Consider the following 25,584-nt stretch of genomic DNA (forward strand, 5'->3'; position numbering starts at 1 on the left):
GAATTTATGCGCAGAACAAAAATAGTTTGTACAATCGGCCCTGCCAGTGAGAAAAAGGAAATAATAAAAGAGCTGATAAAGGCAGGAATGAATGTTGCACGGCTTAATTTTTCCCACGGCACCCATGAGGAGCACGGGGCGAGAATTGCGGCAATTCGTGAAGCTGCGAGGGAATTGAATGCTTCTGTTGCCATAATGCTGGATACCAAGGGACCGGAAATTCGCCTTGGAACTTTCGCCAGCGGGAAGGTATTTTTGGAAAAAGGCCAGGAGTTTACTTTAGTGACATATCCAGTAGAAGGGAACGAAAAAAGGGTTTTCGTAAATCTAAAAGAAATTACGAAGTTAGTAAATGCGGGTGACAGGATTCTGCTTGCCGATGGACTTATAGAATTAGAGGTAAAGAGAGTTTCGGATGCTGAAATCCAGTGCACGGTTTTAAACGGCGGTGAGCTGAGTTCCAAAAAAGGCGTTAACCTGCCTGGCAAATCAATACCCCTTCCTGCTGTTACTCCTAAAGATGTGGAAGACATCCTTTTCGGTATAAAGATGGAAATTGATTTAATAGCAGCCTCTTTTATAAGAAAGGCTTCAGATGTCCTGGCAATAAGAAAGATTCTAGAGGAAAACGGTGGAAATGACATACAAATAATAGCCAAGATTGAAAACCAGGAAGGGGTTCAAAACCTAGACGAGATAATAAAAGTTGCCGATGGAATAATGGTGGCAAGGGGAGATCTTGGAGTAGAAATTCCTGTCGAGGAAGTCCCGTTGGTACAGAAAATAATCATAGAAAAGTGCAATAGGGCCGGAAAACCGGTGATAACAGCCACTCAGATGCTAGAGTCGATGATAAAAAATCCCAGGCCTACGCGAGCTGAAGCTACGGATGTAGCTAACGCTATAATGGATGGAACAGATGCCATTATGCTTTCTGGGGAAACAGCTGCAGGGGATTTTCCAGTAGAGGCCGTTAAAGTTATGGCAAGGATTGCTCAAAAAGTGGAAGAAAGTGTTTCGCTGGATGCAACAGCCGTAAAAAGGCAGACGAGTATAAAGACGGTGACCGATGCAATAAGCCACGCCACGTATACGATAGCAAAAGACCTAGGAGCAAGTGCAGTAATAACATCCACAAAGTCGGGATATACAGCACGAATGGTGGCCAAGTTCAGGCCTTCAGCTCCTATTATAGCTGTGACGCCAAGAGAAAAGGTAACCAGAACTCTTCAGATAGTATGGGGTGTTTTTCCGATCAGGGTAAAGGAAACGACTTCCACTGACGAGATGTTTAGAGAAGCGGTGAACGGAGCATTGGAATCCGGCCTCATTAAAAAGGGCGATTTAGTGGTGATAACTGCCGGTGTTCCCCTTTACGTAAGCGGAACCACCAATCTTATACGAGTTCAAGTGGTGGGAGATGTGGTTTTAAAAGGCACAGGAATAGGGAATAAATCGATTTATGGGACTGTACATGTTGCACGGACTCTTAGAGAAGCCGAAGCCATGCCCGACGGCTGCATTTTGGTTGTAACTTCTACCGATAAGGATTACATGCCAGTAATAAGGAGGGCATTGGCCATTATAGCAGAGGAAGGCGGACTAACATCGCATGCGGCTATAGCCGGAATAGAACTGGGCATTCCGGTAATTGTAGGGGCAGAAGGAGCAACAGAAAAACTATCAACGGGTGACCAAGTTACAATAGATTGTCAAAGAGGTTTGGTCTATAAAGGTGTAGCTGATGTAAAGTAGGTGGGGCGAGAGTTACAAAATTTTCATCCACCTCTTGACAAAATAAAAAATTAGGTGTTAAAATACATATCAAATTAAAATTTAAAAATGAAACAAAGCGGCACTTTGAGTAAAGCCGCTGTTTTTTTACAAAGCCTAATAAAGAAAAATGTGATGACGGAAAAGGGGTAAATCGGCAGCGGTAAAAGAGAGCCGGGTTAGGTGAAAGCCGGCACCGAGCTGTTTATCCCCGTCGTTCCCGAACAGCCCGGGCGAATGGAGTAGTCCGGAGCCGCTATTAGCGTTAAAGTAAAGAAGGCCCGCGTTGAGTTTTGGGCAAATCAGGGTGGTACCGCGAGGAAAACCCCCTCGTCCCTGGAAATATAGGTCTGGGGATGAGGGGGTAATTTTTTATTTTATAATTTATATAATAAAGGGGGTTTGAGTAATGGACATCAAAGTATATATCAACGGCAAATTTTATCCTAAAGAGGAGGCAAAAATTTCTGTATTCGACCATGGATTTTTGTATGGAGATGGTGTTTTCGAAGGCATCAGAGCCTATGATGGCAGGGTATTCCGCCTAAAACAGCATATTGACAGGTTATACAGCGGTGCAAGGGCAATAATGCTTGACATACCCATTTCGAAGGAAGAAATGAAGGAAGTAGTGAAAGAGACACTGAGGCAAAATGGGCTGAGAGATGCGTATATCAGGTTAGTAGTATCAAGGGGAATAGGAGACCTCGGGCTCGACCCCAGGAAATGCCACGAGCCCACCATAGTGTGCATAGCCGACAAAATCGTGCTTTATCCCGAAAAGATGTATGAAGAAGGTCTTGAAATTATCACCGCGGCAACGCGAAGAAATGTACCCGAAGGGGTAAATCCCCAGATGAAAAGCCTCAATTACTTGAACAATATAATGGCAAAAATCGAGGCTAACCAGGCCGGGGTAATGGAGGCCGTGATGCTGAACACACTGGATTACGTGGCCGAGTGTACTGGGGACAATATATTCATAGTGAAAGATGGCGTGCTCATTACTCCGCCGACCTATGCAGGGATTCTTATAGGGATCACGAGGAATGCAATAATCGAGCTGGCGCAGAAAAATAATATTAAGGTCGAGGAAAAATTGTTCACACGGTATGAGCTTTATACAGCCGATGAATGCTTCTTGACTGGTACTGCAGCAGAAGTGATTCCAGTAGTTAAAGTAGATGGAAGGAAAATAGGAGATGGTAAGCCAGGCGTTGTTACAAAGTTACTGCTCGGTGCTTTTAAAGAACTGGTAAAAATTGATGGCGAAGAAATTTACCCCTCACGTTAATCGAAAACCCGGCTATCAAAGGCCGGGTTTTAGTTTTGTGCTTGCCTTAATTTATCATTGACGCTTGTCATTATATGCAGGATAATTATAAATAGACTCCAATTGGACACTAAAGTATAAATTTCAAAGGAGCTATATAGATGAAATTTATTGTCAATGGCGATAAAAATCAATACACTGAATTTATACAGAGTCACCCGAAAGGACACATCCTGCAAAGTCTGGAATGGGCTCAGGTAAAGGAGGAAAACTGGCGGTCGATGCACGTAATGGTGGAAGATGAAGGCAGGATAACGGCTTCGATGTTGCTGCTCTTAAGGCCGCTTCCGCTGGTCGGAAAATATATGATATATTCACCCAGAGGGCCCGTTTGCGACGTATGCGATTTTGAGACGTTGAGATTTCTTGTGGAAAACGTTAAGAAACTTGCGAAAAAACACGGCGCGTTAATGCTTAAAATTGATCCCGATATAAGTATAAAAGACCGGGAAGCGGTAAATAATTTAAAAAAGCTGGGGTTCATCCAAAACCTGGAAGCTCTTAATTTTGAAGCAATTCAGCCCAGGTTCGTATTCCGTCTCGATATCACTCCATCGTTGGACGAGCTTTTGGCGAGATTTCACCATAAGACCAGGTACAACATAAGGCTGGCTCAAAAAAAAGGGGTGAGGGTGAGGCTCGGAAACCGGGAGGACCTCAAGGAATTCCACAGGATTATGGAAATCACCGGAATCAGGGACGGCTTCGTGGTAAGGAGCCTAGAGTACTTTGAAAGGATGTACGACTGCCTAAAGCCTAAGGGATTTATGGAGCTTGCTCTCGCCGAATACGACGGGAAGGTGATAGCGGGAATCATCTGTCTTTTCTTCGGACAAAAGTGCTGGTACCTTTACGGCGCGAGCAGCAACGAGCACCGAAACGTCATGCCCAATTACCTCTTGCAGTGGGAAATGATAAAGCTGGCCAAGGAAAGAGGGTGCACCCTTTACGACTTTCGGGGGGTGTCGGGTGATTTAAATCCCGAAAACCCACTTTACGGGCTTTACAGGTTTAAAAAGGGATTCAGCGGAGAATTTACGGAATTTGTAGGAGAATACGACCTCGTATTCAGTCCATTATGGTACACGATATTTCAAAAAGGGGTGCCGGTTTTCAGGGATTTACGCAGAAAACTCACCCTGGTTTTTAAAAAAGCAAAGATGAAATTTTAGGCGACGGATAAATTGGTTGGAGGGTCTTTCTTTGCTTGATGCTCAAAAAAGATATATGGAAGTTAACTTGAGCGCTATAAAGAGGAATTACGACAAGATAAGGCAGGAAGTAAAAGTGCCTGTTATGGCGGTCGTTAAAGGGGACGCCTACGGGCATGGACTGGAGGAGGTAGCGCTTACCCTGCAGCAGGCTGGGGCGGAGTGGTTCGGAGTCGAATTTCTAAAAGAAGCGATTGAATTAAGGAGGGCTGGTGTCAGAGGCAGGATACTCTGCTTTACGGCACCTATCTGCCGGGAGGACTGCGAGAAGTTCATGGAATACGACATAACCCCTACAGTCTATAACCTTGACAGCGCGGAGCTTTTAAATAAAGCAGCTTTTGGAAAAGGGACTTTGTGCAGGGTCCACCTTAAATTCGACACAGGTATGGGGCGTTTTGGCTTCGGCTTGGAGAATTTGGACGAGATACTGGTTAAATTAAAAAATTACACCAATCTGGTATATGAAGGGGCCTACACCCATTTTTCGGATGCATTTGCGAGAAAAAGCGACTATACCTTAAGGCAGCTTTCTTGTTTCGAAAAAGTGATTGAAAACTTAAAAAAAGCCGGAATAAACGTGACTCTGCGCCACGCCGCAAGCTCCGTTGCGGCCATGGATTTCCCCGAAGCCAGGATGGACATGGTTCGGGTGGGAGGAGCGCTTTTCGGCGTCACAATGTTCAAAAACAAATCTGTTGAACTTGAAAAGGCTTCTTGCGTGAAGGTAAGAATATTTGAGATAAGGCATCTTGTGCGGGGTTCGTATATAGGCTACGGAAGGACTTATAGGGCGCCCAAAGATATGCTGGTGGGGATTATCCCGGTGGGGTACTACGAGGGCTTGAAAGTGCAGAGGCGAAATTACACCTACTCCGTTTCCGGTTTGATTAAAAACATTTATCATGACGTAAAGGACTTTTTTAGACCGCAGCCCGTGGTTTTTATAAATGGAAGGCCCCTTAAGGTACTGGGAAGGATAGGGATGCAGCTTACCGCCGTGGACCTTACCGGAGTAAAAGCAAAAGTCGGCGATGAAGTCACCGTAAATATCGACCCCATTTACTATAAAGGGGCAGAAAAGATTTATATCGTCGAGGAGGAAGGAAAAAGCGTCGGAAGGCTTGAGGAAAATGGATTTTTAGCATGACAAAAAATACGCGGGTTTTTCCGCGTTTTTTTGTCACGTTTTGCCCTTTTGCTGTGTCTTTATGTATGGAAAGAATCAAAGGGGGTGGGCTTTCTGGAGTACAGCGAGGTATACGCGAATTACTACGTAAAGGTATACCGGCAACTTTTCTATATGCTCAACGACCCTTTTCTTGCCGAAGACCTGGCCCAGGAAGTTTTTTTAAAATTTTATCAAAATCCCCCCGGAAAGGAGGGAAGCACAGGGGCATGGCTCTTCCGGGTGGCAAAAAATTTGGCCTACAACTACCTCAGGGGAGAAGACAACAGGAAAAAGCGGGAGATTAAATTTTGGCTTTCGAAAAGGGATTCGGAAATCTTTCACCTTCGGGAGGAACAGATTTACGTGCGCCAGGTGCTCGCAAAGATGGACGAAAGGGATAGGATGATACTCATCATGAAGCATTCGGGCTACAGTTACGAAGAGATTGCAGAAGTTCTCGGAGTCAACAAAACATCCATAGGTACGCTGGTAGCCCGGGCCCGCCGTAAATTTAAAGAATATTTCAAAGAGGAGGTGTGAGCCGTGTGCTATGATGATGGGATACTGCAGGCGTATCTGGACGGGGAACTCGACGAAAGTGAAAAGGAAATGGTAAAAACCCACCTGGATACTTGTGCAAAGTGCAAAAATGCGCTGGATGAGTTGAAGGATTTAGATGAATTTGCGAAAGAAAAGCTGGCGATAGATTTCAATCCCTCGATGGAATTTCTGAAAAAGCGGTACAAATACTTTATGATTAGGAAGGGAGCGGAAAATATGATTAAAAAGTATGGGAAGGCCGTCGCAGCTTTTGCAGGAGTGCTGCTCGTATTTTCGGCCGTGCTGGTTTCTCCTGTAAGGGATGCGATGGCGGACTTTCTTGGCGTATTCAGGATGTCCAGGATCGAGGCGGTAAAAATCACGCCGGGAGACATAGAGAAGATAAGGCAAAGGCTGAACGAAGGCGGCATAAAAGAGATAGACCTGGAGCAATTCGGAAAGTTCAGGTCCATCGGAGGCGGCTTTGAAGAGATAAAGCCCGAAGAAGTTGAATCGGCTGCGGAAAAAGTGGACTTCGATTTTAGGCCATTTGGCGAACTAGACGGATATAAGCTTGCCTTCGTCGGGGTGGAAAAACCCCAAAAGATTGAAATTACGCCCGACGTGGAGGGCATAAACAGGCTTATTATGGCCTTTGGTGGGGAAAAGACTCTTCCAGAAGAAATGGATGGAAAGACTTTCGTGATAAGGACAACCGGAACGGTGAGGCAGACTTTTGTAAGTGAGGAGGAAAGGGCGAATTTTAAATCCTTCGCCATAACCCAGGTGGGAGCTCCCGAAATCCAGGTTCCCGAGGGCGTGGATTTAAACGCCGTAAGGGAAGCGATGCTAGAGCTTCCGCTTTTGCCGGAAAACATAAGGCAGCAGCTTTCCGGAATCGAAAACTGGCAGGCCACCATACCCATCCCCGTCGATGCGGAGCATTCCAAAGTCGAAGATATAACAGTAAAAGGAAAGCCGGCCCTCCTGGTGAAAAATAGATGGGGGGATAACACCTTTAATTACGCAATATTATGGACGGACAATCAGACGATATTTGCCCTCGATGGAAGCCTCCCGCTGGAAGAAATGCTTAAAATAGCCGAATCTTTGAGGTGAAGACATGGTAATAGAAACTTTCAACCTTACAAAACAGTACGACGGAAAGGGCGGATGCGTCGACATTAATCTCAGTGTGAAAGAGGGCGAGGTCTTCGGGTTTTTAGGCCCCAACGGTGCCGGTAAAAGTACTCTCGTAAAAACTCTGGTGGGGCTCTTGCGCCCCACCGGCGGGAGTGCCCGCGTGCTTGGAAGGCCCCTGGGGGACATCAGGGCAATGGGCAAAATCGGATACCTGCCGGAAAATTTCAGGTACCACGACTGGATGACAGGATTAGAAGTCATGCGCTTCCATGCGGAGCTTTACAAAATACCAAGGCCTGCCGAAAGGATTTCGGAGCTTTTGGAACTTGTTGGACTTTCCGGGCATGAGAAAAAGAAGGTGGCAGGCTACAGCAAGGGGATGCAGCAGAGGCTCGGACTGGCAGTGGCCCTTTTGGCCGACCCGGCGTTGGTTTTCTTAGATGAGCCCACTTCGGCTTTAGACCCCGTCGGCAGGATAGAAGTGCGCGAGATAATAAGGGACCTGAAAAAGAAAGGCAAAACCGTCTTCCTAAACAGCCATCTTCTGAGCGAAGTGGAAATGGTCTGCGACCGGGTAGCGGTAATCAACAGGGGCAGAATAATAGCCTGCGGGGACCTTAAAGATTTACTCTTTGAAAATTCCGCGTTGACGGTGAAAATAGGAAGTCCCGCCGAGGGCCTAATAGAAGAGTTGAAAAAGATTGCACTACAAGTCAAGCTCCAGGAGGATATACTCACGATAAAAGTGGCCAAAAGGGATGACATACCCCTGATAGCAAAGGTCATAGTGCAGTCAGAGACCCCCCTTTACGAATTAAAAATGGAAGGCGTTTCTTTGGAGGAGCTTTTTGTAAATCTGGTGAGGGGAGGGAAAGCTATTGATAACGGTGATAAAGTACACCTTTAAGGAGATGTTCCATAAAAAGGCTTTGTTTTTCGTGCTGCTTTTGACGCTTACGTATTTGACCCTCTATGGTTTCGGGATTAAAGAAGCTTACGAGGCACTGCCTAGAGTTAACACCTTGGCACTTCCGATTTTTTCCGAATTTATTACTGTAGGGCTTTACTTTGCCTCCCTTATAGTTGCTTTTCTGGTGGTAATTTCCTCGGCGGGGGCTCTTTCGGCGGACGTAGAAAGCGGCGTGATGCAGGCGGTTTTGGTAAAACCGATAAAACGCTATGAAGTGGTGCTGGGGAAATTTTTCGGCATAGGGCTTATGGTTTCCCTTTACTCCCTCTTTTTATTTTTTGGCATTATTTTTTTGAACAAGGCTCTAGGGGCAAGAGTGGTTTTTAGTTTTTCTCAGGTTTTTAACGGTGCCCTTTTATTTTTGTGGATGCCCCTAATACTCCTTTCGGTATGTCTTTGGGGCAGCGCCCGCATGTCGACGCTCGGCGCGGGCATCATGGCGGTGATGCTTTACGGCTTTGCGCTCATCGGAGGATGGGTGGAACAGATAGGCTATTTGATATCTTTGGGAGGCCGCAGCGCTACTGGGCTCATAAACGCGGGGATAATTGCAAGCCTTTTGATGCCCACCGATGCCATTTACAGGAAAATGAATTCCGTGTTGTTTTCTTCAAACGGCATTTACTTTTTGCGAAATAACCTTTTAGGAGGCGGTGCCGAACCGAGTCTTTTAATGCTTTTTTATGCGGCGACTTACATGGTCTTTATGCTCTATATGGCCGCAAGAAGCTTTGCGCTGAGGGACATATAAAAATTTGTGTTAACTGTGAGTGTATTGATGGATGTCTTAAATGACATCCATTTTTTCTTTTTTTGGTCAAAATTGTTTAATCTAAGTCATAGAAATAGTTAAAGGGGGTGGACCTGTGAGGTGCAGGTACTTGCTTTTAATTATTCTTTTGGTTATTGCAGCATGGGTTGCGGTGTCCAGTTTCAACAATGTAGTAATAGAGCAGCTAAATGACACAGGTCTTGTGCGGATAAGGGTTAACTTTTATATCCCGGTAATAGAACGGGATGCGGCAGATAAAATCCGCCTTGAGTCTGAAAGGCCGGGGATGGATTTTGTAAAAACCCTTCGCTGGTTGGACGATAAGACTTTGGAAATCTACGCTCTTGAAAAGGGCCTCCCTAAAGGTTTAAAAACAATACTTCGCATAAAACCTTTAAAAACCGCGGTGCCGGGTCTTTTAAAGGGCGTGAGGGTCTATTACAGAGTGAAAATACGGCCTTTTCCGGTTGAGGTTTCATCGCCTGTTGCAAGCTCGGGGCCCGTGGTTTTGAGCTTTAGCACTCCGGTAAAGGAAGAGGAAATTTCAAAATACTTACGAGCCGACTTCGATTTTGATTTAAGACCCTCCTACATTCTCACGGCGACGGGCAAATTGTTCAAGGACGAAAGCCGTTGGCTTCTCGTCCCTCGCGAGCCGCTATGGCCCGGGGATAAATACTTTGTAAAATTTGAAAGCGGCGAAAGCATCTTTTCGGGTTATTCCAGGTGGTTTGAGGTTGCCCCAGTTCCAAAGGTGATATCTACCTATCCCGAAAACGGTAGGGCAGATGTTATGCCCTACACAGTTTTAAAGGTCGACTTTGACCAGGAAATGCGGGAAGTTTTAATTAAGGTGAGCCGGATGAGCGGGGATGTTATTTGCCGCGGGAAAACAGCCGAATTTAAGCCCCATTCGGTTTTTCTCCCGGGAGAAACTTACGAGGCTTTGGTGGAGGGTACATCGGTGTACGGACAAAAATCGGCGCCCTACCGTTTCAAATTTACCGCAAAGTCCATCGGGGACAGTCTGTGGGTGGAAGTTAGCTTAAAACCCCTGCAGAAAGTGGTGGTATACAGGGGCAAGAAAATCGTAAAGACCATGCTGGCATCCGGAGGAAGGCCCGGGTCCGACACCGAAACGCCTCTGGGGTATTTTACTGTAAAGGACAGGGGAGTGTGGTTTTTTTCGGAAAGGTTCGGGCAGGGGGCTTTTTACTGGGTCAGGATAAAGGATAATTACCTTTTTCATTCTATGCCCAGGGACAAAGACCGGAACGTCATAAAGGAGGAATATGAAAAACTCGGCATACCCGCAAGCCACGGCTGCGTGAGGCTCAAAGATGAAGACGCCAAGTGGTTTTACGAAAACATCCCGGAAGGAACTATGGTCGTAATCCACGATTGAAGAAGGGGGATTCAAGTGAACTGGATTTTTGCTTTTTTGATACTGGGAGGGATTTTAGCTGCCGCTTGGAACGGAAAGCTGGATTCAATAACTCCCGCTGCACTGGAAGCTGCAAAAACCGCCATTGAGAGGGCTATAAGTCTAGTGGGAGTCGTGGGTTTTTGGCTTGGGATAGCAAAAGTGGCGGAAGAATCAGGGCTTATTGATAGTATCAGCAGGTTTATCGCGCCTTTATTCAGGTGGCTTTTCCCCTCCATACCCAAAGGTCACCCGGCCATGGGGAGCATATTGATGAACTTGAGCGCCAACATGCTGGGGTTCGGCAACGCGGCGACACCCTTCGGACTTAAAGCTATGAAAGAACTGCAAACCCTAAATCCCAATCCCGATACCGCAACGGAGGCCATGTGTACCTTCCTTGCCATAAATACATCCAGCGTGACGCTGGTACCTGCGACGATAATAGCTCTAAGGGCTGCGGCAGGTTCTAAAAATCCATCGGAAGTGCTGGGAGCCATTCTCTTTGCAACCACCTGTTCTACTATGGTTGCAGTTATTGCCGACTGCGCTTTCAGGCTCCTTTACCGGAAAATCGAAAGGAGGTAATGGAATTTGGCGGAGCAAATTTCAATTTCTTCCTGGATAATTCCCGTCGTGATGGCGGCGGTCTTTTTACACGGTTTGATAAATAACGTCAGGGTATTTGAAGCGTTTACACGAGGAGCCCAGGAAGGTTTGCAGCTTGCCGTAAAGCTTGTTCCATATCTTTTGGGGATTTACGTTGCCGTCAGCATCTTCAGGGAGTCGGGAGCTGTAGATTTAATGGTGCAAGTTTTGAATCCTGTCATTCGACTTTTGGAGATTCCGGCTGAAGCCCTCTTCTTGTCTGTAGTGAGAACCCTGTCGGGACCGGCGGCACTCAGCATGATGATAGAAATTTTTGACACCCACGGTCCAGATTCGTACATGGGAAGGCTGGCCTCTACGCTGATGGGTTCTACCGATACCACCTTTTACATAATCGCTATCTATTTTGGTTCGGTAGGCATAAAAAAGACGAGGTATGCTATCCCGGTTGGTATTATAGCGGATTTTGCGGGCCTGCTGGCGTCAGCGCATATAGCAAAACTATTGTTTAAGTAAAGGATGACATAACCTTAAAGATGTCTGAATAAATTTAAAAAGGATTCATAGCTTGGAGGGGAAAAAATGACGGCATTGTGGAACAAAGATCTAAAAAGAGGTTTGTCAAGCAGAGAGATACCTTTAAAGAAAAAACTCTTCGGAGAAAACGTGATCCATGAAAGTCGGAAAAAATCACCCGCAATCCTTTTCATCAACCAGTTTAAGAGCACCATCACCCTGGTACTTTTAGGGGCAACAATAATATCGTATTTTTTGGGTGAGATGGCCGATGCTGCGGCCATCACAGCAATTATCGTATTAAACGGTTTTATGGGGTTCATACAGGAATACCGCACTGAAAGAGCTCTAGAGGCTTTGAAAGAAATGGCGGCTCCCGTAGCCCGGGTAGTGCGCGATGGGAAGATACAGGTAATCCCGGCTAAAGAAGTAGTGCCGGGCGATGTGGTGATATTGGAGACCGGCGATAAAGTACCGGCCGACGGGGAACTTTTTGAAGTTGAAAATCTCAAAGTTGACGAATCCATGCTTACGGGAGAATCAGTACCGGTTGAAAAAAGCGCAGAAATCAGTGAACTGGAAACGTTGAAAATCCACCGTTCAAATTTGGTATTCATGGGGACCATGGTGGTAAGCGGCAGGGGTAAGATGGTGGTAACGCAAACAGGAATGAATACAGAAATGGGCAAAATTGCCGGAATGGTGGAGGGCGTCGGGGAAGAGCAAACCCCACTTCAAAGGCGGCTTGATGACTTGGGCAAGCAACTCCTCGTCCTTTGCCTTTTTATATGCTTTATGGTCGCGATGTTGGGGGTTCTAAGGGGCGAGCAGATTTACCAGATGTTCCTTTTTGGAGTAAGCCTTGCCGTAGCAGCAATACCCGAAGGATTGCCTGCCGTGGTCACGATGGTGCTCGCCATGGGAGTTCAGCGGATGGTGAAAAAGAATGTGATGGTGAGAAAACTTACGGCCGTAGAAACCCTGGGGTGTGCTACAGTTATTTGCAGCGATAAAACCGGCACCCTTACGGAAAACAGGATGACCGTGAGGAAAATCTATGTGGATGGCGAAACGGTGACGATAACAGGAAGCGGCTACAGTATGGAAGGGGACTTAATAACAAACGATGGCCGGCTGCTTAAAAAGACTTCTCCTTCAATGGAAAAACTGCTCAGGATTTCAGTTTCATGCAATAACGCTGAACTTGGTGAGCAAAAGTCCGGAATTTTTGGCTTTGGAAGGCCAAAGGAGATGGTGCCCGCCGGAGACCCTACGGAAGTTGCCCTTTTGGTTGCGGCTGCAAAGGCAGGAATACTTAAAAATGACGTTGAAAGGACTTACAAAAGGATAAGAGAAATTCCTTTCGATTCGGAACGAAAGCGAATGTCTGTGGTGGTGAAAAACCAAAAGGGGGAGCTATTCCTGTTCACAAAAGGAGCTCCGGACGTAATTTTGGAACTTTGCGATGATATAGAAGAAAATGGAAATATTAAAAAGATGACTTTATCAGAAAAGAGAAAAATATCCCAGATAAACGAGGATATGGGAAGGGAAGCCTTGAGGGTCCTGGCGTTTGCTTACAAGAAATTAACCAGCACTCGGGACTTAAACGAAAATATCGAGACAGGTTTGATTTTTCTAGGCTTGGTGGGAATGATTGATCCTCCGCGACCTGAAGCGGCTTCAGCAGTCGAAAGATGCTTTGCCGCGGGGATAAAGCCTGTAATGATAACGGGTGATCACCGGGCTACCGCCTGGGCTGTGGCAAAAGATCTGAATATTATAAGCAAAGGTGGAAGAATAATAACTGGACAAGAGCTTGACGAAATGTCCGAATCCGAGTTTTTAAAATGTATAGATGATATTTCAGTGTACGCCCGAGTGACTCCCAAACACAAGTTGAGAATAGTTCGATCGCTAAAAAAGAAGGGCCACGTTGTTGCCATGACCGGTGATGGAGTGAACGACGCTCCTGCAGTAAAGGAAGCGGATATAGGTATTTCAATGGGCAAAACAGGCACCGATGTGACGAAGGAAGCTTCGGCGATGATATTGCTGGATGACAATTTTGCAAGTATCGTATCCGCCGTGGAAGAAGGACGCATCATTTACGACAATATCCGAAAATTCATACGTTACTTGCTCTCCTGCAATACCGGAGAAGTGCTGACGATGGTGTGGTCGTCGCTCCTGGGGATGCCGCTGCCGCTTTTGCCTATACAAGTACTGTGGATGAACCTTATAACTGACGGCCTGCCAGCCATTGCGTTGGGAGCGGACCCGCCCGACAGGGATGTGATGAACCGCAAACCCCGAAAAAGACAGGAAGGTATTTTTTCCGGCGGTATGGGACGGAAAATATTTTACAGGGGGTTTCTTATAAGCCTTGCTACCATGGCTTCCTACCTGATATCCTGGTATTTCGGCGGCTCCGGGATAGGCTTCTCAAGAACGGTGGCTTTTTCCACCCTAGTGATGTCCCAGCTCATATTTGCCTTTGAATGCAGGGAAGAAAACGCCACTTTATTGGGGAAAAATCCGTTCTCGAATCTTTTTCTCACAATGGCTGTAATAATTTCGGCGGCAATGCTTTTGGGAGTTGTCTACGTTCCGTCGCTTCAGGTTATCTTCCACACCGTGCCGCTTGATGGAAAAATGTGGCTTTTAATTTTGGCCCTCTCCGGCCTGGGTGCGGTCCTGTAAAAATATATTTTAAAATTGAGGAGGAATTTTAAAAGTTTTGTGGAAATTATAAAATAAAAGCGGCCGGGAGGTTTTAAAATGATTAAACATCTTGATTTTTCCATAAATCTTTACACGGAGGGGGAAAAGTTCTTCGATGTGTTAAAAGCCATCATAAGGGATTCAAAAAAATCCAACTGGCCTCACGAAAGGGAGAGAGCTTGTTATGCCGAAGATTTATTTAAAAGAGCTCTTGAAACTTTTGATGAGGCCATTCATTTTGCCGAAAACAGGGTCCAGGAAGGACTTTGCATCGAGCACGACCTGAAGTTAATAGGGGAATTGAAAGCTAAGAGGGATTACTGGAAAAAGAAACTGGAAGAGCTGTCCGAACTTGCAAAATGTTAGGTCGAAGGGGTGATAAAGTGAAGCTTGTTATGGGAGACATAACGAAGGCCGAGGCCGGTGTTATAGTAAATGCGGCAAACGGCATCGGACCTATGGGCGGTGGCGTAGCCCTGGCAATAAAGAAAGCCGGCGGGAAAGTGATTGAAGACGAAGCCATAAGGGTCTGCAGCCAGCTCGACCCCCGGCCGGGAGACGTTTACGTTACCACCGCCGGCGGATTGAAAGCCAAGTACATCTTTCATGCAGTAACCATGAAGAGGCCGGCGGAGCCGTCCAGCGTAGAGATAGTAAGGAAATGCCTTCAGTCGCTCCTCGAGAAAGCCCGGGAAATGAAAGTTAAATCCATGGTTCTGCCGGCGCTGGCTACAGGCGTCGGAGGCGTCCCCAAAAAGGATGTGGCAAGAGTTTATAAGGAAGTTCTCGGTGATGTAAAGGATATAGACATTACGGTGATGGACGTGAGCGGTGAGTTCATAAAATACCTGGAAGAGGAATTGAAAAAAGCCCCTTGAAGGGGGCTTTTTTAATTGATTCATAAATATCGACCGTTGCAATTGAAGATACTAAGATTGAAGACAAAAAAAGGGGAGGAAAGTGTGAATGGGAAGTGTTCGGAAAAAAAGGGAAGAATCGAAAGGAAAGCTGGTGCTGCCGTTGGATAGAAGGAGGTTTAAAGGCGAGCTTTTCGATGACGAAAGACCGGAAAAATACGAGCTTTCCCGGGAATTCGAAATTGAAAACCCTATGAAGACGCCTCCTAACAATTTGACCGTAAAAAACCCGGAGAAAAAGGAAAAAGAATAAGCGGTGGTGTTCATGCTAAACTCTATAAAGGAAACGCGGGCGGTAAAAGACGGGCTTTGCCACATCATCCTCGAAATTCCGGAGGATGTGTATCTGAGTATATATGATAATTTGAACGATAAAGACGCCTACGACGTGTTAAAGCAGTACCTCAATTACCACCAGGATGATGGAATCCCTGGCGACGTCAGAATACAGCACAACAAAAACGCGCACACGGTGAATATTTACGCCAATCTCCACTACTTAGGCAACGAAAAATCAAAGCCTAAGTATTATGTGGACGATGCAATGGGCGAACAGTAATAAAATTTAAACTGGGAGGGTATTATTATGGCAAAGGTGACTTTCAAAGCCAAAACTGAGTGGAAGGGAGGTATGGTAGCCGAAGGGACCGCAAGGGGATTCAAAGTCACCGTTGACGAACCCAAAGGGCTAGGTGGGACCGACACCGCCATGAATCCTGTGGAAATGCTGCTTTGCTCTTTGGGAGGTTGCATGGCGATAGTAGCCAGCGCATTTGCTCCTATGTGCGGCGTGGAGCTAAAAGGATTTTCCGTGGACCTTGAAGGGGACCTCGACCCAGATGGTTTCCTTGGGAAAAACCCGAATGTAAGGAAAGGTTTTTCCGAGATACGTTATAAAATGCACATAGTTTCCGATTCCCCAGAGGAAAACGTAAAAAAACTTTATGAACTCGTACAGGAAAGATGTCCCGTGAAGGACACTTTAAAGGGTGTACCAGTAACCGGCGATATGGTTATCGAAAAATAAGATTCAAAATCAGGAGCCTGCCGGATTAAACTCCGGCAGGCTTTTTGACATTGACACAAATGAGCAGGTAAATTAAACTATAAGTAGCTTAAAATGGTTTTGTAAAAGGTGGATTTAAACTATGATGAGAGACGGTTCTTTAAATGAACTTTTGTTGATATTTCTTTCGAAAAAGGGCAGTTATGTTTCCGGTGAGGAAATAAGCGAAAAATTCGGTGTCAGCCGCACCGCAGTATGGAAGCAGGTAAACCATTTAAGAAAGCTCGGATATGAAATAGATTCGGTGCCGAGGGTGGGATATTGCCTGAAGAGGTCGCCGGATTTGCTTTTGCCGGAGGAAATTATACAAAATAGCCGCCTCGAATTCCTGGCCCGCAAAATTTACCATTACCCTTCGATAGGTTCTACCAACGATGAAGCAAAAAAGTTAGCTCAGAATGGCGCACCCCACGGGACGCTGGTGATTGCGGAAGAGCAAACGGGAGGAAAAGGGAGATTGGGAAGGAGATGGGTATCACCGCCCCGGAAAGGAATATGGTTGTCGATAATTCTAAGGCCTTCCCTGGAGCCTTATCAAGCCCCGAGGATTACCATGACCTGTGCGGTCGCGGCGGCAAAGGCGATAAGAAAAGTCACCGGAATAGATTGCCGGATAAAATGGCCGAACGACCTTCTGGTGAAGGGCAAGAAAGTGGCTGGGATTTTGACGGAAATGAGCGCCGACATGGACAGTATCAATTTTGTGGTAACTGGAATAGGAATCAATGTGAATAACACGAATTTTCCGAAAGAAATTATAGAGACGGCTACGTCCTTGAAGCTTGCCTCCGGAAAGAATGTGGACCGATTGAAAATTTTAACCGAATTTCTTTCGCAATTTGAGGTAGTCTACAGATGCCTAGAGGACGGCGAATTTGGAAAGGTACTGGAGGAATGGAGGCAGCTTTCCTGCAACCTTGGTAAGCGAGTTAGGATAATCGGCAGGAATTACGAACTAGAAGGATTGGCCTTGGATGTGGACGGTAATGGCGCGTTGTTGGTTAAAACCAATGAGGGCACGGTGGAAAGGGTTTTGAGCGGCGATGTGTCGCTCAGGGAATAAATAGAGGTTTTCGGGCTCACAATAATAATGGAGGTGCATTTGGGTGGACGAACGGCAGAAGCAGATAGAGGAAATATTGGACTTTGTGACCCACCATAAAAATTCCCTGGCAAGCATCAATATATGCGCTCGCCTATTGGGAGACAAATTTATCCAGGTTGATGACGAGGTTATTCAGGAGTTAAAGGTAAAGCTTCCGCGAGCTGACAGCGAAGAACTCGAATCTTTTTATTATATGATAAAATAAATAAGAGACTCTAAAAAGCTTTCCTTTCAGTAAGGAAGGCTTTTTTATCTTTGTGCAGGAACTTTAAAAACGGCGGTAGAATATAAATTAACTGATGTATTTTACAACCATAAAATTAAGGGGGACTTTTTATGATAAAAATTATTTTAAACGGGGCACGGGGGAAAATGGGAAAAACCATAGCGGAATTAGTAAAATCCCAGGAAGACGTGGAAATAATTGCGGGTGTCGACGTTGTCGGGGAAAGGGGTGATTTTCCCATTTACGACAGCATATTCAAAATAGATGAAAAAGCCGACGTAATAGTGGATTTTTCCAATCCCCAGGCCTTTGACAATTTATTGAGTTATGCACTGGCGCGCCGCATTCCGCTGGTGATGGGGACCACAGGCTTAGTAGAAAGTCATAGGCTAAAGCTTCAGGATGCTGCTAAGACAATACCGGTATTTTATTCGCAAAATATGTCGCTGGGGGTATTTCTCATGGTAATGCTTTCTCAAAAGCTGGCCAGGGTCTTATCCGATTTCGACGTGGAGATAGTTGAAAGACATCACAATCAAAAGATAGACGCTCCCAGCGGAACGGCCATTATGCTGGCTGAGGCCATACAGGAAGTTAGAAGTGGGGCTGAATTCGTCTACAGCAGGGTAGACAAGAGGAAAAAGAGGGATAAAAACGAAATAGGCATTCATTCCATCAGGGCCGGAAACCTGGTGGGAGAACACCGAGTGATTTTTGGGGGCGAGGATGAAACTATCGAAATTAGTCATCTGGTAACTTCAAGAAAAGTTTTGGCAGCCGGTGCGCTTAAGGCCGCCAAGTTTATAGTGGAAAAGGCGCCAGGGTACTATACGATGAAGGACCTCGTGGACAGTCTGAGCTGCTAACTTATCCTTCTTCCGCAATAAGGACAAAAATTGAATGAGGGGTCGACGTAACTTCCACATTCCGGACAGTAGCTTCCGTGGCCGAATACTTTGTGGAGCCTTGAAACATCAAGGTCGGCCCCTCTTTTTAGTTCTTCGGCGTATTCCTTATTCACCGAAAAAATTGCTGGACAGCACCGGAATTTCACAAAGTACCTCCTGTTCCACTGGAAAATGGGAATAAAGAAAAAGTGGAAATAAGTGAACACTTCTATTAGTTCGGCCCGTGAAAGCCTGCCGCAAGACGGACATACCGTTGCGTCGAAATCTCTTACGTGTTTTTCCTTATCCTGAATTCCGAAAATACCGAAAAAAAACATCGCACTCCTCCCCACTCTAAAAGTAAGAAAAAATGCTACAGAATCTATTATAATAGAAAAAGATGGCGCTATCCAGACCGAAAGTTTTTCACTAGTTTTATTTATCACCAAGCCCGCAGCTTTTTGCCGAGGCTATAGGCGTATTTGCCTTTTACGAAGACCTCCCACCGGTATACGGAGATAAATACCCCGGTTTCACGGTTCCCCGCAATTTGCGGAAAGCTGTCGCCTCGTGGGGCTATGACTGTACCTGAAACTGCAAGTGAAAGTTTTTCTGAAAAACGACCAGCTAAGTTGCAGCCGAAAAGCATCCAGCGGGGATTTGGGGAAAATTTTATCTTACCTTTTTTGATTAGTTCCTCAAGATCGATTACGTAAGCGGCCATGGCAGTATCTTTGGGTCCTGGTTCGTCATAAAAGCCACTCCAGTTGGTCATTATTATTCCCCGCGGATAGGAATGGGCGAACACTTTTATAAGACTGATGGCTCCAAAGGTCGCGGAGACGCCGGAAAGCATTGCCAAAAATTCCTTACCGTTCTTCGGCTTTATAACAAGATGGCCCGTTTTGTGGGCGCGGTAGTCAAAAGCTTCTTCGTCCCCATATCCGTGGGCTGAAACAGCGACGGTAGTTCCTGGTCCCATTTTACCGCCTCCGAAAAAGTTGTTTTTTTATATTCTATTCAGTCAATCTATTGATGGGATACGCGAAACGCTTTGCCTTTGTATTTACAATCATTTCGTTGTATGTTACCATAATAGTAAGTAAAGATAGAAGTGGAAATAAACTGAAACAGAGTACACCCTGAGTGCATCCGTTTGAAAATGAACACAATTTTATAAAAAATAGTCAATAGCAATTGTGTAGGAGAGTTTAGAAATGAAAGTAAAAGAAATTTTAGAAAAGGCATATCATGAAAGAAATCTCGTAAAGGATGAGATAAAACTTTTGCTGATGGCAGAAGGCGAGGATAGAGATCTTCTTTTAGAAACGGCAGATAGGGTAAGGAAGGAGCGTGTTGGGGACGAGGTTTTTTTGAGAGGACTTATAGAATTTTCGAGTTATTGCAAAAACGATTGTTTTTACTGTGGACTGAGGCGAAGCAACCAGAATGCTCAGAGGTACAGAATGCAGGAAGATGAAATAGTAGAAGTTGCAAAAAGAGCATACCAAATGGGGTATCACACTGTGGTGCTGCAGTCTGGCGAGGACATGTATTACACAAAAGACATGTTGTGCTCAATAATTAAAAAGATAAAAATGGTAGCTGACGTTGCTATAACACTTTCGATTGGTGAAAGGTCGTACGATGAGTACAAGGCGTTTAAAGATGCAGGGGCGGACAGGTTTTTGATGAGGTTTGAAACTTCAAATAAAAAGCTATATAGAAAGTATCATCCGGGCATGAGCTTTGAAAAAAGGATAGACTGCCTTAAATGGATAAAAAGCCTTGGATTTGAACTTGGGACGGGTTTCTTGATAGGCCTTCCAGAACAGACGTTGGACGACTTGGTCCAGGACATAATTCTAGTAAAGGAATTGGATGCAGATATGATAGGTATTGGGCCTTTCATTCCTCATCCACAAACTCCATTAAAAGATGCAAAAGAGGGTTCAGTTGATTTGACACTCAAGAGCATTGCTATTTTGAGGCTTTTGATTCCGGATTCTAATATACCGGCGACAACTGCACTTGGTACCTTGGACCCCTATGGGAGACAAAAAGGGCTAAAAAGTGGTGCGAATATTGTAATGCCAAACGTCAACAGCCTTGAGTACAAACTCAAGTATGAGCTGTATCCGGGCAAGATTTGCATAAATGAGGATGCGACAAAGTGCAGAGGTTGCATTGAGTCAATCATTGTTTCGCTGGGAAGAAAAGTGGGGCAAGGGAAGGGGCAGAGCAGGCACTATAAAAAGGATTCTGCTATGATTTAAGCCTTATATTTCTATTTCTTGAAAAAGGTCTGGAATGCTTATTTTACGTTTGGATATTTTTTCTAATTCCCTTTTAAAATTTTTGCAGTTTTCTGCTTCCCCGGGCGTTATATAATTATCTTGTGAGCACCATTTTTTACCCAATTTATCAATCCTTGAAGATCCGCATCTCTAGCATGACCTGTAACGATTTTTGCGGCACCGCAAAAGATGATTTTCATTATGTTGTTCCTCCGGAAATAATCTGTCGTCGTCTCAAATACCGCCTGCTGGGGTGGGACGAATTTGAAAGGCGGCAATAAAAAATACCCCAGCCGTCTAAACATTGGCTGTTTTGGACAGTTTAGATGACTAGCTATGGCAATCTATGTACCGCCCCTTTTTATTTGCCTTTTTATTTTTTGCATCGGGAATTGCTGCTGGAGAATACATAAGAACTTTATGGCCTTTTATAATCTTGCTTATATCCGGATTTAGTCTTTATTTTGTTGTAAGAGACTTACGGAAATCAGTTCTCCTTGGAATTATAATATTTGCTCTAGGGGCTTTATACCATATTTTCTACTCTGCCAGGATGGAAGGCACCATTGCAGACTATGCGGGAAGCTATAGGACCATAATAGGCACTGTGGTAACGCCGCCGGAAGTAGAAGATACAAAAGTAACTTATGAAGTAAGGACGTTACATGTTTTGCAAGACGAAAGATACGTTAAAGCTCCAGGCAAAATTAGAGTTACAATTCCTCGTAAAGATTCAATAAAGCTGCTGAATTACGGCGATGTGGCGGAATTTTCCGGGAACCTCAGGCTGCCCCGAAATTACGATAATCCCGGCGGGTTCAACTACATGGCATACCTTTCGCAAAAAGGCATAACAGCGACCATGTTTTCCCGGGAAATGAAGTATTTGGGCAAGGGTAACGTAAACCTGCTGGTAGAATCCGCATTAAATTTCAGGGAAAGGATACAAAACTTATATCGTCGGGTGCTTCCAAATAGGCTGGCATCCCTGCTTTCAGGGATAGTGCTGGGGCTTAAGGGGGATATTCCGGACGATGTTTTGGAAGCTTTCGGTAACGGAGGGGTCTTACATATTTTAACGGCTTCGGGATATAATGTCGGCATAATCTACGCTGGTGCGGGATGGATACTGAATTTTTTTAAGCTTTCCCGGACTGCAAGTTTTATTGCTGGCAGCTTAGCAGTCCTTTTTTATTCGCTGATGGCAGGAATGGCGCCACCGGTTTTGAGGGCTGCCATAATGCTGGAAGTAGTGATGCTTGGAAGGCTGATTGGAAGAAAAAGCGATCCGCTAAATAGCCTGAGCTTTGCAGGTTTTTTATTACTTTTGATAAACAGCTTTAATCTTTTCTCAGCCAGCTTTCAGCTTTCTTTTGCTGCTACTGCTGGTATAGTGCTATTTTTTAAGCCCGTACAGCGATTTTTTTATAAAGTTCCTGCCTTTTTCCGCGACTCCCTGGCGGTCCTAGTATCAGCACAATTGCTGCTTTTCCCATTCCTTATGTATTATTTTCACAAAATATCCCTGGCAGGTTTTTTACTGAACTTCATTATAGTGCCACTGGCCGGAGCAGCACTCATTGGGGGATTTTTAGGAGGCCTTGTAAATTTTATACCCTTCCTCGCTGTGCCGATTGTAAAAGTTACCGGAGTAATGATATTTTTGATAGATCGGATAACGACTTTTGCATCAAAGCTGCCTTATGCCGCTTTTTCGGTCCCTTCTTTGGGACCTCTTGCAGGTTTGGCCTATTTTACTGTGCTTTACGCAGTTTTTGCACCGGTGGAAGCTTTAAGGATTAAAAAAAGGTATAAATATGTTGCGGTAGGTCTCTGCTTGTTAATTGTATTGGCAAGTTTGATTTCGACAAGTTCAGGATTTGAAGTGACTTTTTTGGACGTCGGCCAGGGAGACTGCATTTTCATAAAAACGGAAGATGGCAAAACAATGCTTATTGACGGAGGAGGAATGCCCCTTTACTATAAGGGCAGTTTTGATATAGGGAAGGACGTGGTTTTGCCTTATCTTTATAATAAAGGGGTTCGAAAACTGGATGCGGTAGTTTTTACCCACTTTGATTCGGATCACGCAGGAGGATTAATATCTATAATTGAAGAAATGGATATAGAAGTTATAATTGTCGGCCATGCAGATGGTTCGGAGATTTACCAGAAGATGGTGGAGATCGCGAAGAGAAGGAAAATACCGATATTCATGGTTTCAAGGGGAGATGCTTTCCGAATAGGTGAAGCGGCGTTTTATGTTTTAAACCCGGCAAAGCGTCACCTTTTTGATGACGATAACGACAATTCGGTAGTTCTAAAAATGATGTATAAAGGACTGAGTTTTCTTTTTACTGGAGACTTGGGTTTTGAAGGAGAAAAGGATTTGATTGACGAGTGCGATATAAGATCAGACGTGCTAAAAATTGCTCACCATGGGAGTGCTACTTCAACTTCTGAAGAATTTTTAAAAAAAGTAGCCCCTAAAATTGCGGTAATTTCAGTCGGGGAAAATAATAGTTTCGGACATCCATCATCCAGAGTTTTGGAACTTTTAGAAGAAAATAAAATCAAAGTTTTTAGAACAGACGTTCACGGGGCAATAAGCTTTAAAATCAAGGGAAGTAGCGTTGAAATTTTTACAAGCAAAAAGCAGTTTAAAAGATATAAAGTGAGGAGATAGCATGGTGCAATACGGCATATTTGCGTGGTTCGGGTACGAAATCCCCATAGATATTCGGCTTCGACTCATATCTGAGGCAGGTTTTGATTGCGTAATGCTGTGGTGGGGCGATGAATTTTACGACATCGATGGAGAAAAGACAAAGCATCCGGATATAGCACGTAAGTATGGACTTGAAATAGCCAATGCCCATGCACCTTACCAATATGCCAATTATCTTTGGGACGATGGAATAAACGGAGAAGCTTATGAAAATGTGCTTTTAGATTGCATAAGGACTTGTGCTCTTTGCGAGATACCCATTCTAGTCATTCATCCTTCGGAAGGACATTTACCACAATTTCCTGCAGGAAACACCGGAATTCAAAGACTCTTAAGGCTTTTGGACGAAGCTTCCCGGCTTGGGATAAGACTCGCGCTTGAAAATGTGGAAAGGCCCGATTACCTTGAATACGTTTTTTGCAATATATACTCAGAGTATCTTGGATTTTGTTATGACAGCGGTCATGATTTTTTAGTATCCGGTGGGTTTTCAATGCTTAAAAAGTACGCCGGCCGGCTTTTGGCGCTACACCTCCACGATAATGAGGGGAAGGAAGACCAGCACCTGGTGCCGGGTGAAGGCAGAATCAATTGGGAAGACTTAAGACTTGGTCTGAATATGGCAGGTTTCAGCGGACCGCTTACGCTGGAATGTTTTGCGCCGTGGGATGGCGATATAGAAAAAATACGCCGAGAATCTCCAGAAGAGTACCTTGGTCGTGCTCTTAAAGCGGCAAAAAAGTTTTTTGAGCGCTCAAGCGTTCACTCAATAGAGAGTACAGGCTTTTAAACCGTATAGAAAGATGCTAAAATATATTGCGAAATTATTTCTCAAAAAAAGAGGAATCAGGGATGGGCGAACTTTACTTGTTTTACGGTCAGGAAAAATTACTCATTATGGAAGCTATCGAAAAGATAAAAAATAAATATGTTCCTGAAGCGTATGAGGCGATGGATTTTCAAAGGCTTGATGGGGAAGAAATCACTTACGATGAGATTATAAATATATCGAGGGTAGTGCCGATGCTTTCCGAAAAGAGGGTTGTGGCGGTTTTGAATGCCGTATTTCTCGAAGAAGGAAGAAAAATTACTTCAAAGAGTGAAAGTTCGGAAAACCGCTTTATAGAATTTCTAGAAAATATTCCCCCATACCTGTGCCTTATTTTTTCTGCCGAAAAAGTCGACCGGAGGAAAAAAATAGTCAAGGTCATTCAGCAAAAAGGATTTGTTAAGGAATTTGCTCCTTTGAGTTTTAAAGATAAGGTTCGCTGGATTGAGTCCCGTTCTTTAAAGTACGGAAAACCCATGGAACCTTCTGCTGCTTTTTTCATGGCGCAGTTTACCTTTGACCTTTACCACGTAGATGAGGAAATAAAAAAGGCTGCTGCCTACGTCCTTGAAAAAAGCAAGATCGACAAAAAGGACCTGGAACTTATTATGTCCGGGTCTACGGAGGCAAATATTTTCGGGTTAATAGATTCAATAGCGGAGGGAAAAGTTTCCCATGCTGTTAATATCTTAAACGACCTCATGTATGCAGGAGAAAAATCGGTGGTCATACTCTACATGATATCAAAGTACTTTATGAACCTTTTTGCAGTAAAAGTAAATGAAGGGAAGACCTTTAACGAGCTGCAGAAAGATTTAAATCTCCATCCTTACGCCTTAAAAAAGATGATATTGCAGGCAAAAAATTTTAAGGTTCAGCAGATTAAGGAAATATTGTCGCTTTGCCAAAAGTTCGATCTGGATCTGAAAAGAGGCCGAATAGAAGAAAAAAGGGGACTTGAGGAATTGATTTTGAGAATATCAAGGGTGGTGAAAAAATAATTTTTAAATAAAAACGCGTAAGGCCTAAGCTTACGCGTTTAATTAAACAGCAATGCTGAGCTGTTTTAGCTTTTTGTATAACCTGGATTTTTTACGGGCTGCCGAATTTTTATGGATAACGCCTTTTGCTGCTGCTTTGTCAAGAGCTTTTACGGCACCTATGAGGGCGGTCTTAATATTTTCGACATTTTGGGATTGCAGAGCTTCATTGAATTTTTTAATGGCTGCCTTTACTTTGGCTTTGACGAGTCTATTGCGGAGCGTCCTCTTTTTAGCCTGGCGCAGTTTCTTTTTTGCAGATGCTGTATTTGGCACGCTTCTCACCCCCTTAAAAACACTAAAC

At 44.6% G+C, this 25,584-nt stretch carries 28 protein-coding genes; 24 read left to right on the forward strand and 4 right to left on the reverse strand.

Translation table 11 applies throughout. The features are described from left to right. The first annotated feature begins 6 nt into the window (after positions 1-6). The 20 genes from pyk to dapB all read left to right on the forward strand — a co-directional run bounded on the left by pyk (position 7) and on the right by dapB (position 18,365). Positions 7-1,755 carry a pyruvate kinase gene (gene pyk, locus BUB66_RS00260; RefSeq protein ID WP_073252974.1) on the forward strand — a complete coding sequence of 583 codons (1,749 nt, stop codon included), beginning with the start codon at positions 7-9 and terminating at the stop codon, positions 1,753-1,755. A 427-nt stretch (positions 1,756-2,182) separates the two neighbouring features. Continuing rightward, the gene (gene ilvE, locus BUB66_RS00265) at positions 2,183-3,067 is read left to right on the forward strand and encodes a branched-chain-amino-acid transaminase (RefSeq protein ID WP_073252976.1); all 885 of its coding nucleotides are present in this window, start codon (positions 2,183-2,185) and stop codon (positions 3,065-3,067) included. A 140-nt stretch (positions 3,068-3,207) separates the two neighbouring features. Then, positions 3,208-4,278: a lipid II:glycine glycyltransferase FemX gene (locus BUB66_RS00270; RefSeq protein ID WP_073252979.1), complete on the forward strand. Its 1,071-nt coding sequence runs from the start codon at positions 3,208-3,210 to the stop codon at positions 4,276-4,278. Positions 4,279-4,309: 31 nt separating this feature from the next. Then, positions 4,310-5,467: an alanine racemase gene (gene alr, locus BUB66_RS00275; RefSeq protein WP_244269688.1), complete on the forward strand. Its 1,158-nt coding sequence runs from the start codon at positions 4,310-4,312 to the stop codon at positions 5,465-5,467. A gap of 84 nt (positions 5,468-5,551) precedes the next feature. Further along, positions 5,552-6,028 (forward strand): RNA polymerase sigma factor SigX, encoded by a 477-nt coding sequence (locus BUB66_RS00280; RefSeq protein ID WP_073252982.1) that lies wholly within the window; start codon positions 5,552-5,554, stop codon positions 6,026-6,028. A 3-nt stretch (positions 6,029-6,031) separates the two neighbouring features. Then, complete coding sequence (locus BUB66_RS00285) at positions 6,032-7,147, forward strand: zf-HC2 domain-containing protein (protein ID WP_073252985.1); 1,116 nt, start codon at positions 6,032-6,034, stop codon at positions 7,145-7,147. Between the two features lie 4 nt (positions 7,148-7,151). Beyond that, positions 7,152-8,078, forward strand: a complete 927-nt coding sequence (locus BUB66_RS00290; protein WP_073252989.1) for an ABC transporter ATP-binding protein — start codon at positions 7,152-7,154, stop codon at positions 8,076-8,078. Next, positions 8,050-8,892, forward strand: coding sequence for an ABC transporter permease (locus tag BUB66_RS00295; protein ID WP_073252992.1), 843 nt, complete (start codon positions 8,050-8,052; stop codon positions 8,890-8,892). The genes BUB66_RS00290 and BUB66_RS00295 overlap by 29 nt, the downstream gene beginning before the upstream one ends. 115 nt (positions 8,893-9,007) lie before the next feature. Further along, positions 9,008-10,318: a L,D-transpeptidase family protein gene (locus BUB66_RS00300; RefSeq protein WP_073252995.1), complete on the forward strand. Its 1,311-nt coding sequence runs from the start codon at positions 9,008-9,010 to the stop codon at positions 10,316-10,318. A gap of 15 nt (positions 10,319-10,333) precedes the next feature. Continuing rightward, positions 10,334-10,924, forward strand: a complete 591-nt coding sequence (locus tag BUB66_RS00305; protein WP_073252998.1) for a nucleoside recognition domain-containing protein — start codon at positions 10,334-10,336, stop codon at positions 10,922-10,924. Positions 10,925-10,930: 6 nt separating this feature from the next. After that, complete coding sequence (locus tag BUB66_RS00310; RefSeq protein WP_084098485.1) at positions 10,931-11,461, forward strand: spore maturation protein; 531 nt, start codon at positions 10,931-10,933, stop codon at positions 11,459-11,461. Between the two features lie 66 nt (positions 11,462-11,527). Further along, positions 11,528-14,164: a cation-translocating P-type ATPase gene (locus BUB66_RS00315; protein ID WP_073253001.1), complete on the forward strand. Its 2,637-nt coding sequence runs from the start codon at positions 11,528-11,530 to the stop codon at positions 14,162-14,164. A 78-nt stretch (positions 14,165-14,242) separates the two neighbouring features. Further along, on the forward strand, positions 14,243-14,551 hold the full coding sequence (locus BUB66_RS00320; protein ID WP_073253005.1) for a hypothetical protein: 309 nt from the start codon (positions 14,243-14,245) through the stop codon (positions 14,549-14,551). After that, positions 14,545-15,063: a macro domain-containing protein gene (locus BUB66_RS00325; RefSeq protein WP_073253008.1), complete on the forward strand. Its 519-nt coding sequence runs from the start codon at positions 14,545-14,547 to the stop codon at positions 15,061-15,063. Before BUB66_RS00320 ends, BUB66_RS00325 begins: the two co-directional genes overlap by 7 nt. Before the next feature lie 88 nt (positions 15,064-15,151). Continuing rightward, positions 15,152-15,355: a hypothetical protein gene (locus BUB66_RS00330; protein ID WP_073253011.1), complete on the forward strand. Its 204-nt coding sequence runs from the start codon at positions 15,152-15,154 to the stop codon at positions 15,353-15,355. Between the two features lie 12 nt (positions 15,356-15,367). Next, positions 15,368-15,661, forward strand: a complete 294-nt coding sequence (locus BUB66_RS00335; protein WP_073253014.1) for a hypothetical protein — start codon at positions 15,368-15,370, stop codon at positions 15,659-15,661. 27 nt (positions 15,662-15,688) lie between these two features. Further along, entirely contained in the window at positions 15,689-16,129 is a 441-nt protein-coding gene (locus tag BUB66_RS00340; RefSeq protein ID WP_073253017.1) for an OsmC family protein, read from the forward strand. A 121-nt stretch (positions 16,130-16,250) separates the two neighbouring features. Next, a complete protein-coding gene (locus tag BUB66_RS00345; protein WP_143156165.1) occupies positions 16,251-17,231 on the forward strand; it encodes a biotin--[acetyl-CoA-carboxylase] ligase in 981 nt (326 codons plus the stop codon). A gap of 43 nt (positions 17,232-17,274) precedes the next feature. Then, the gene (locus tag BUB66_RS00350) at positions 17,275-17,478 is read left to right on the forward strand and encodes a hypothetical protein (RefSeq protein WP_066351212.1); all 204 of its coding nucleotides are present in this window, start codon (positions 17,275-17,277) and stop codon (positions 17,476-17,478) included. A 131-nt stretch (positions 17,479-17,609) separates the two neighbouring features. Continuing rightward, entirely contained in the window at positions 17,610-18,365 is a 756-nt protein-coding gene (gene dapB, locus BUB66_RS00355; RefSeq protein WP_073253019.1) for a 4-hydroxy-tetrahydrodipicolinate reductase, read from the forward strand. Here the strand turns inward: dapB and BUB66_RS00360 are convergent. Continuing rightward, a complete protein-coding gene (locus BUB66_RS00360; protein ID WP_073253022.1) occupies positions 18,362-18,724 on the reverse strand; it encodes a zinc ribbon domain-containing protein in 363 nt (120 codons plus the stop codon). The two genes, dapB and BUB66_RS00360, sit on opposite strands and share 4 nt — an antisense overlap. A 104-nt stretch (positions 18,725-18,828) precedes the next feature. Further along, positions 18,829-19,368, reverse strand: a complete 540-nt coding sequence (locus tag BUB66_RS00365; RefSeq protein ID WP_073253025.1) for a hypothetical protein — start codon at positions 19,366-19,368, stop codon at positions 18,829-18,831. Between the two features lie 235 nt (positions 19,369-19,603). On the opposite strand from BUB66_RS00365, the gene hydE reads away from it, so the two are divergent. Next, positions 19,604-20,662 (forward strand): [FeFe] hydrogenase H-cluster radical SAM maturase HydE, encoded by a 1,059-nt coding sequence (hydE, locus tag BUB66_RS00370; protein ID WP_073253027.1) that lies wholly within the window; start codon positions 19,604-19,606, stop codon positions 20,660-20,662. 107 nt (positions 20,663-20,769) lie between these two features. Here hydE and BUB66_RS11965 read toward each other — a convergent pair whose 3' ends face one another. Beyond that, complete coding sequence (locus BUB66_RS11965) at positions 20,770-20,961, reverse strand: hypothetical protein (RefSeq protein ID WP_159431483.1); 192 nt, start codon at positions 20,959-20,961, stop codon at positions 20,770-20,772. Between the two features lie 68 nt (positions 20,962-21,029). Between BUB66_RS11965 and BUB66_RS00375 the strand changes: the two genes are divergently transcribed. From BUB66_RS00375 to holA, 3 genes are all read left to right on the forward strand, one after another. Beyond that, positions 21,030-23,369 carry a DNA internalization-related competence protein ComEC/Rec2 gene (locus BUB66_RS00375; protein ID WP_073253030.1) on the forward strand — a complete coding sequence of 780 codons (2,340 nt, stop codon included), beginning with the start codon at positions 21,030-21,032 and terminating at the stop codon, positions 23,367-23,369. A gap of 1 nt (position 23,370) precedes the next feature. After that, positions 23,371-24,201, forward strand: coding sequence for a sugar phosphate isomerase/epimerase family protein (locus BUB66_RS00380; protein WP_073253033.1), 831 nt, complete (start codon positions 23,371-23,373; stop codon positions 24,199-24,201). Positions 24,202-24,263: 62 nt separating this feature from the next. Continuing rightward, positions 24,264-25,241: a DNA polymerase III subunit delta gene (holA, locus tag BUB66_RS00385; protein WP_073253036.1), complete on the forward strand. Its 978-nt coding sequence runs from the start codon at positions 24,264-24,266 to the stop codon at positions 25,239-25,241. Positions 25,242-25,283: 42 nt separating this feature from the next. On the opposite strand, the gene rpsT is transcribed toward holA, so the two are convergent. After that, on the reverse strand, positions 25,284-25,556 hold the full coding sequence (gene rpsT, locus BUB66_RS00390) for a 30S ribosomal protein S20 (RefSeq protein WP_073253039.1): 273 nt from the start codon (positions 25,554-25,556) through the stop codon (positions 25,284-25,286). Positions 25,557-25,584: the final 28 nt, after the last annotated feature.

This window comes from Caldanaerovirga acetigignens (assembly GCF_900142995.1).
GTDB lineage: Bacteria > Bacillota > Thermosediminibacteria > Thermosediminibacterales > Thermosediminibacteraceae > Fervidicola > Fervidicola acetigignens.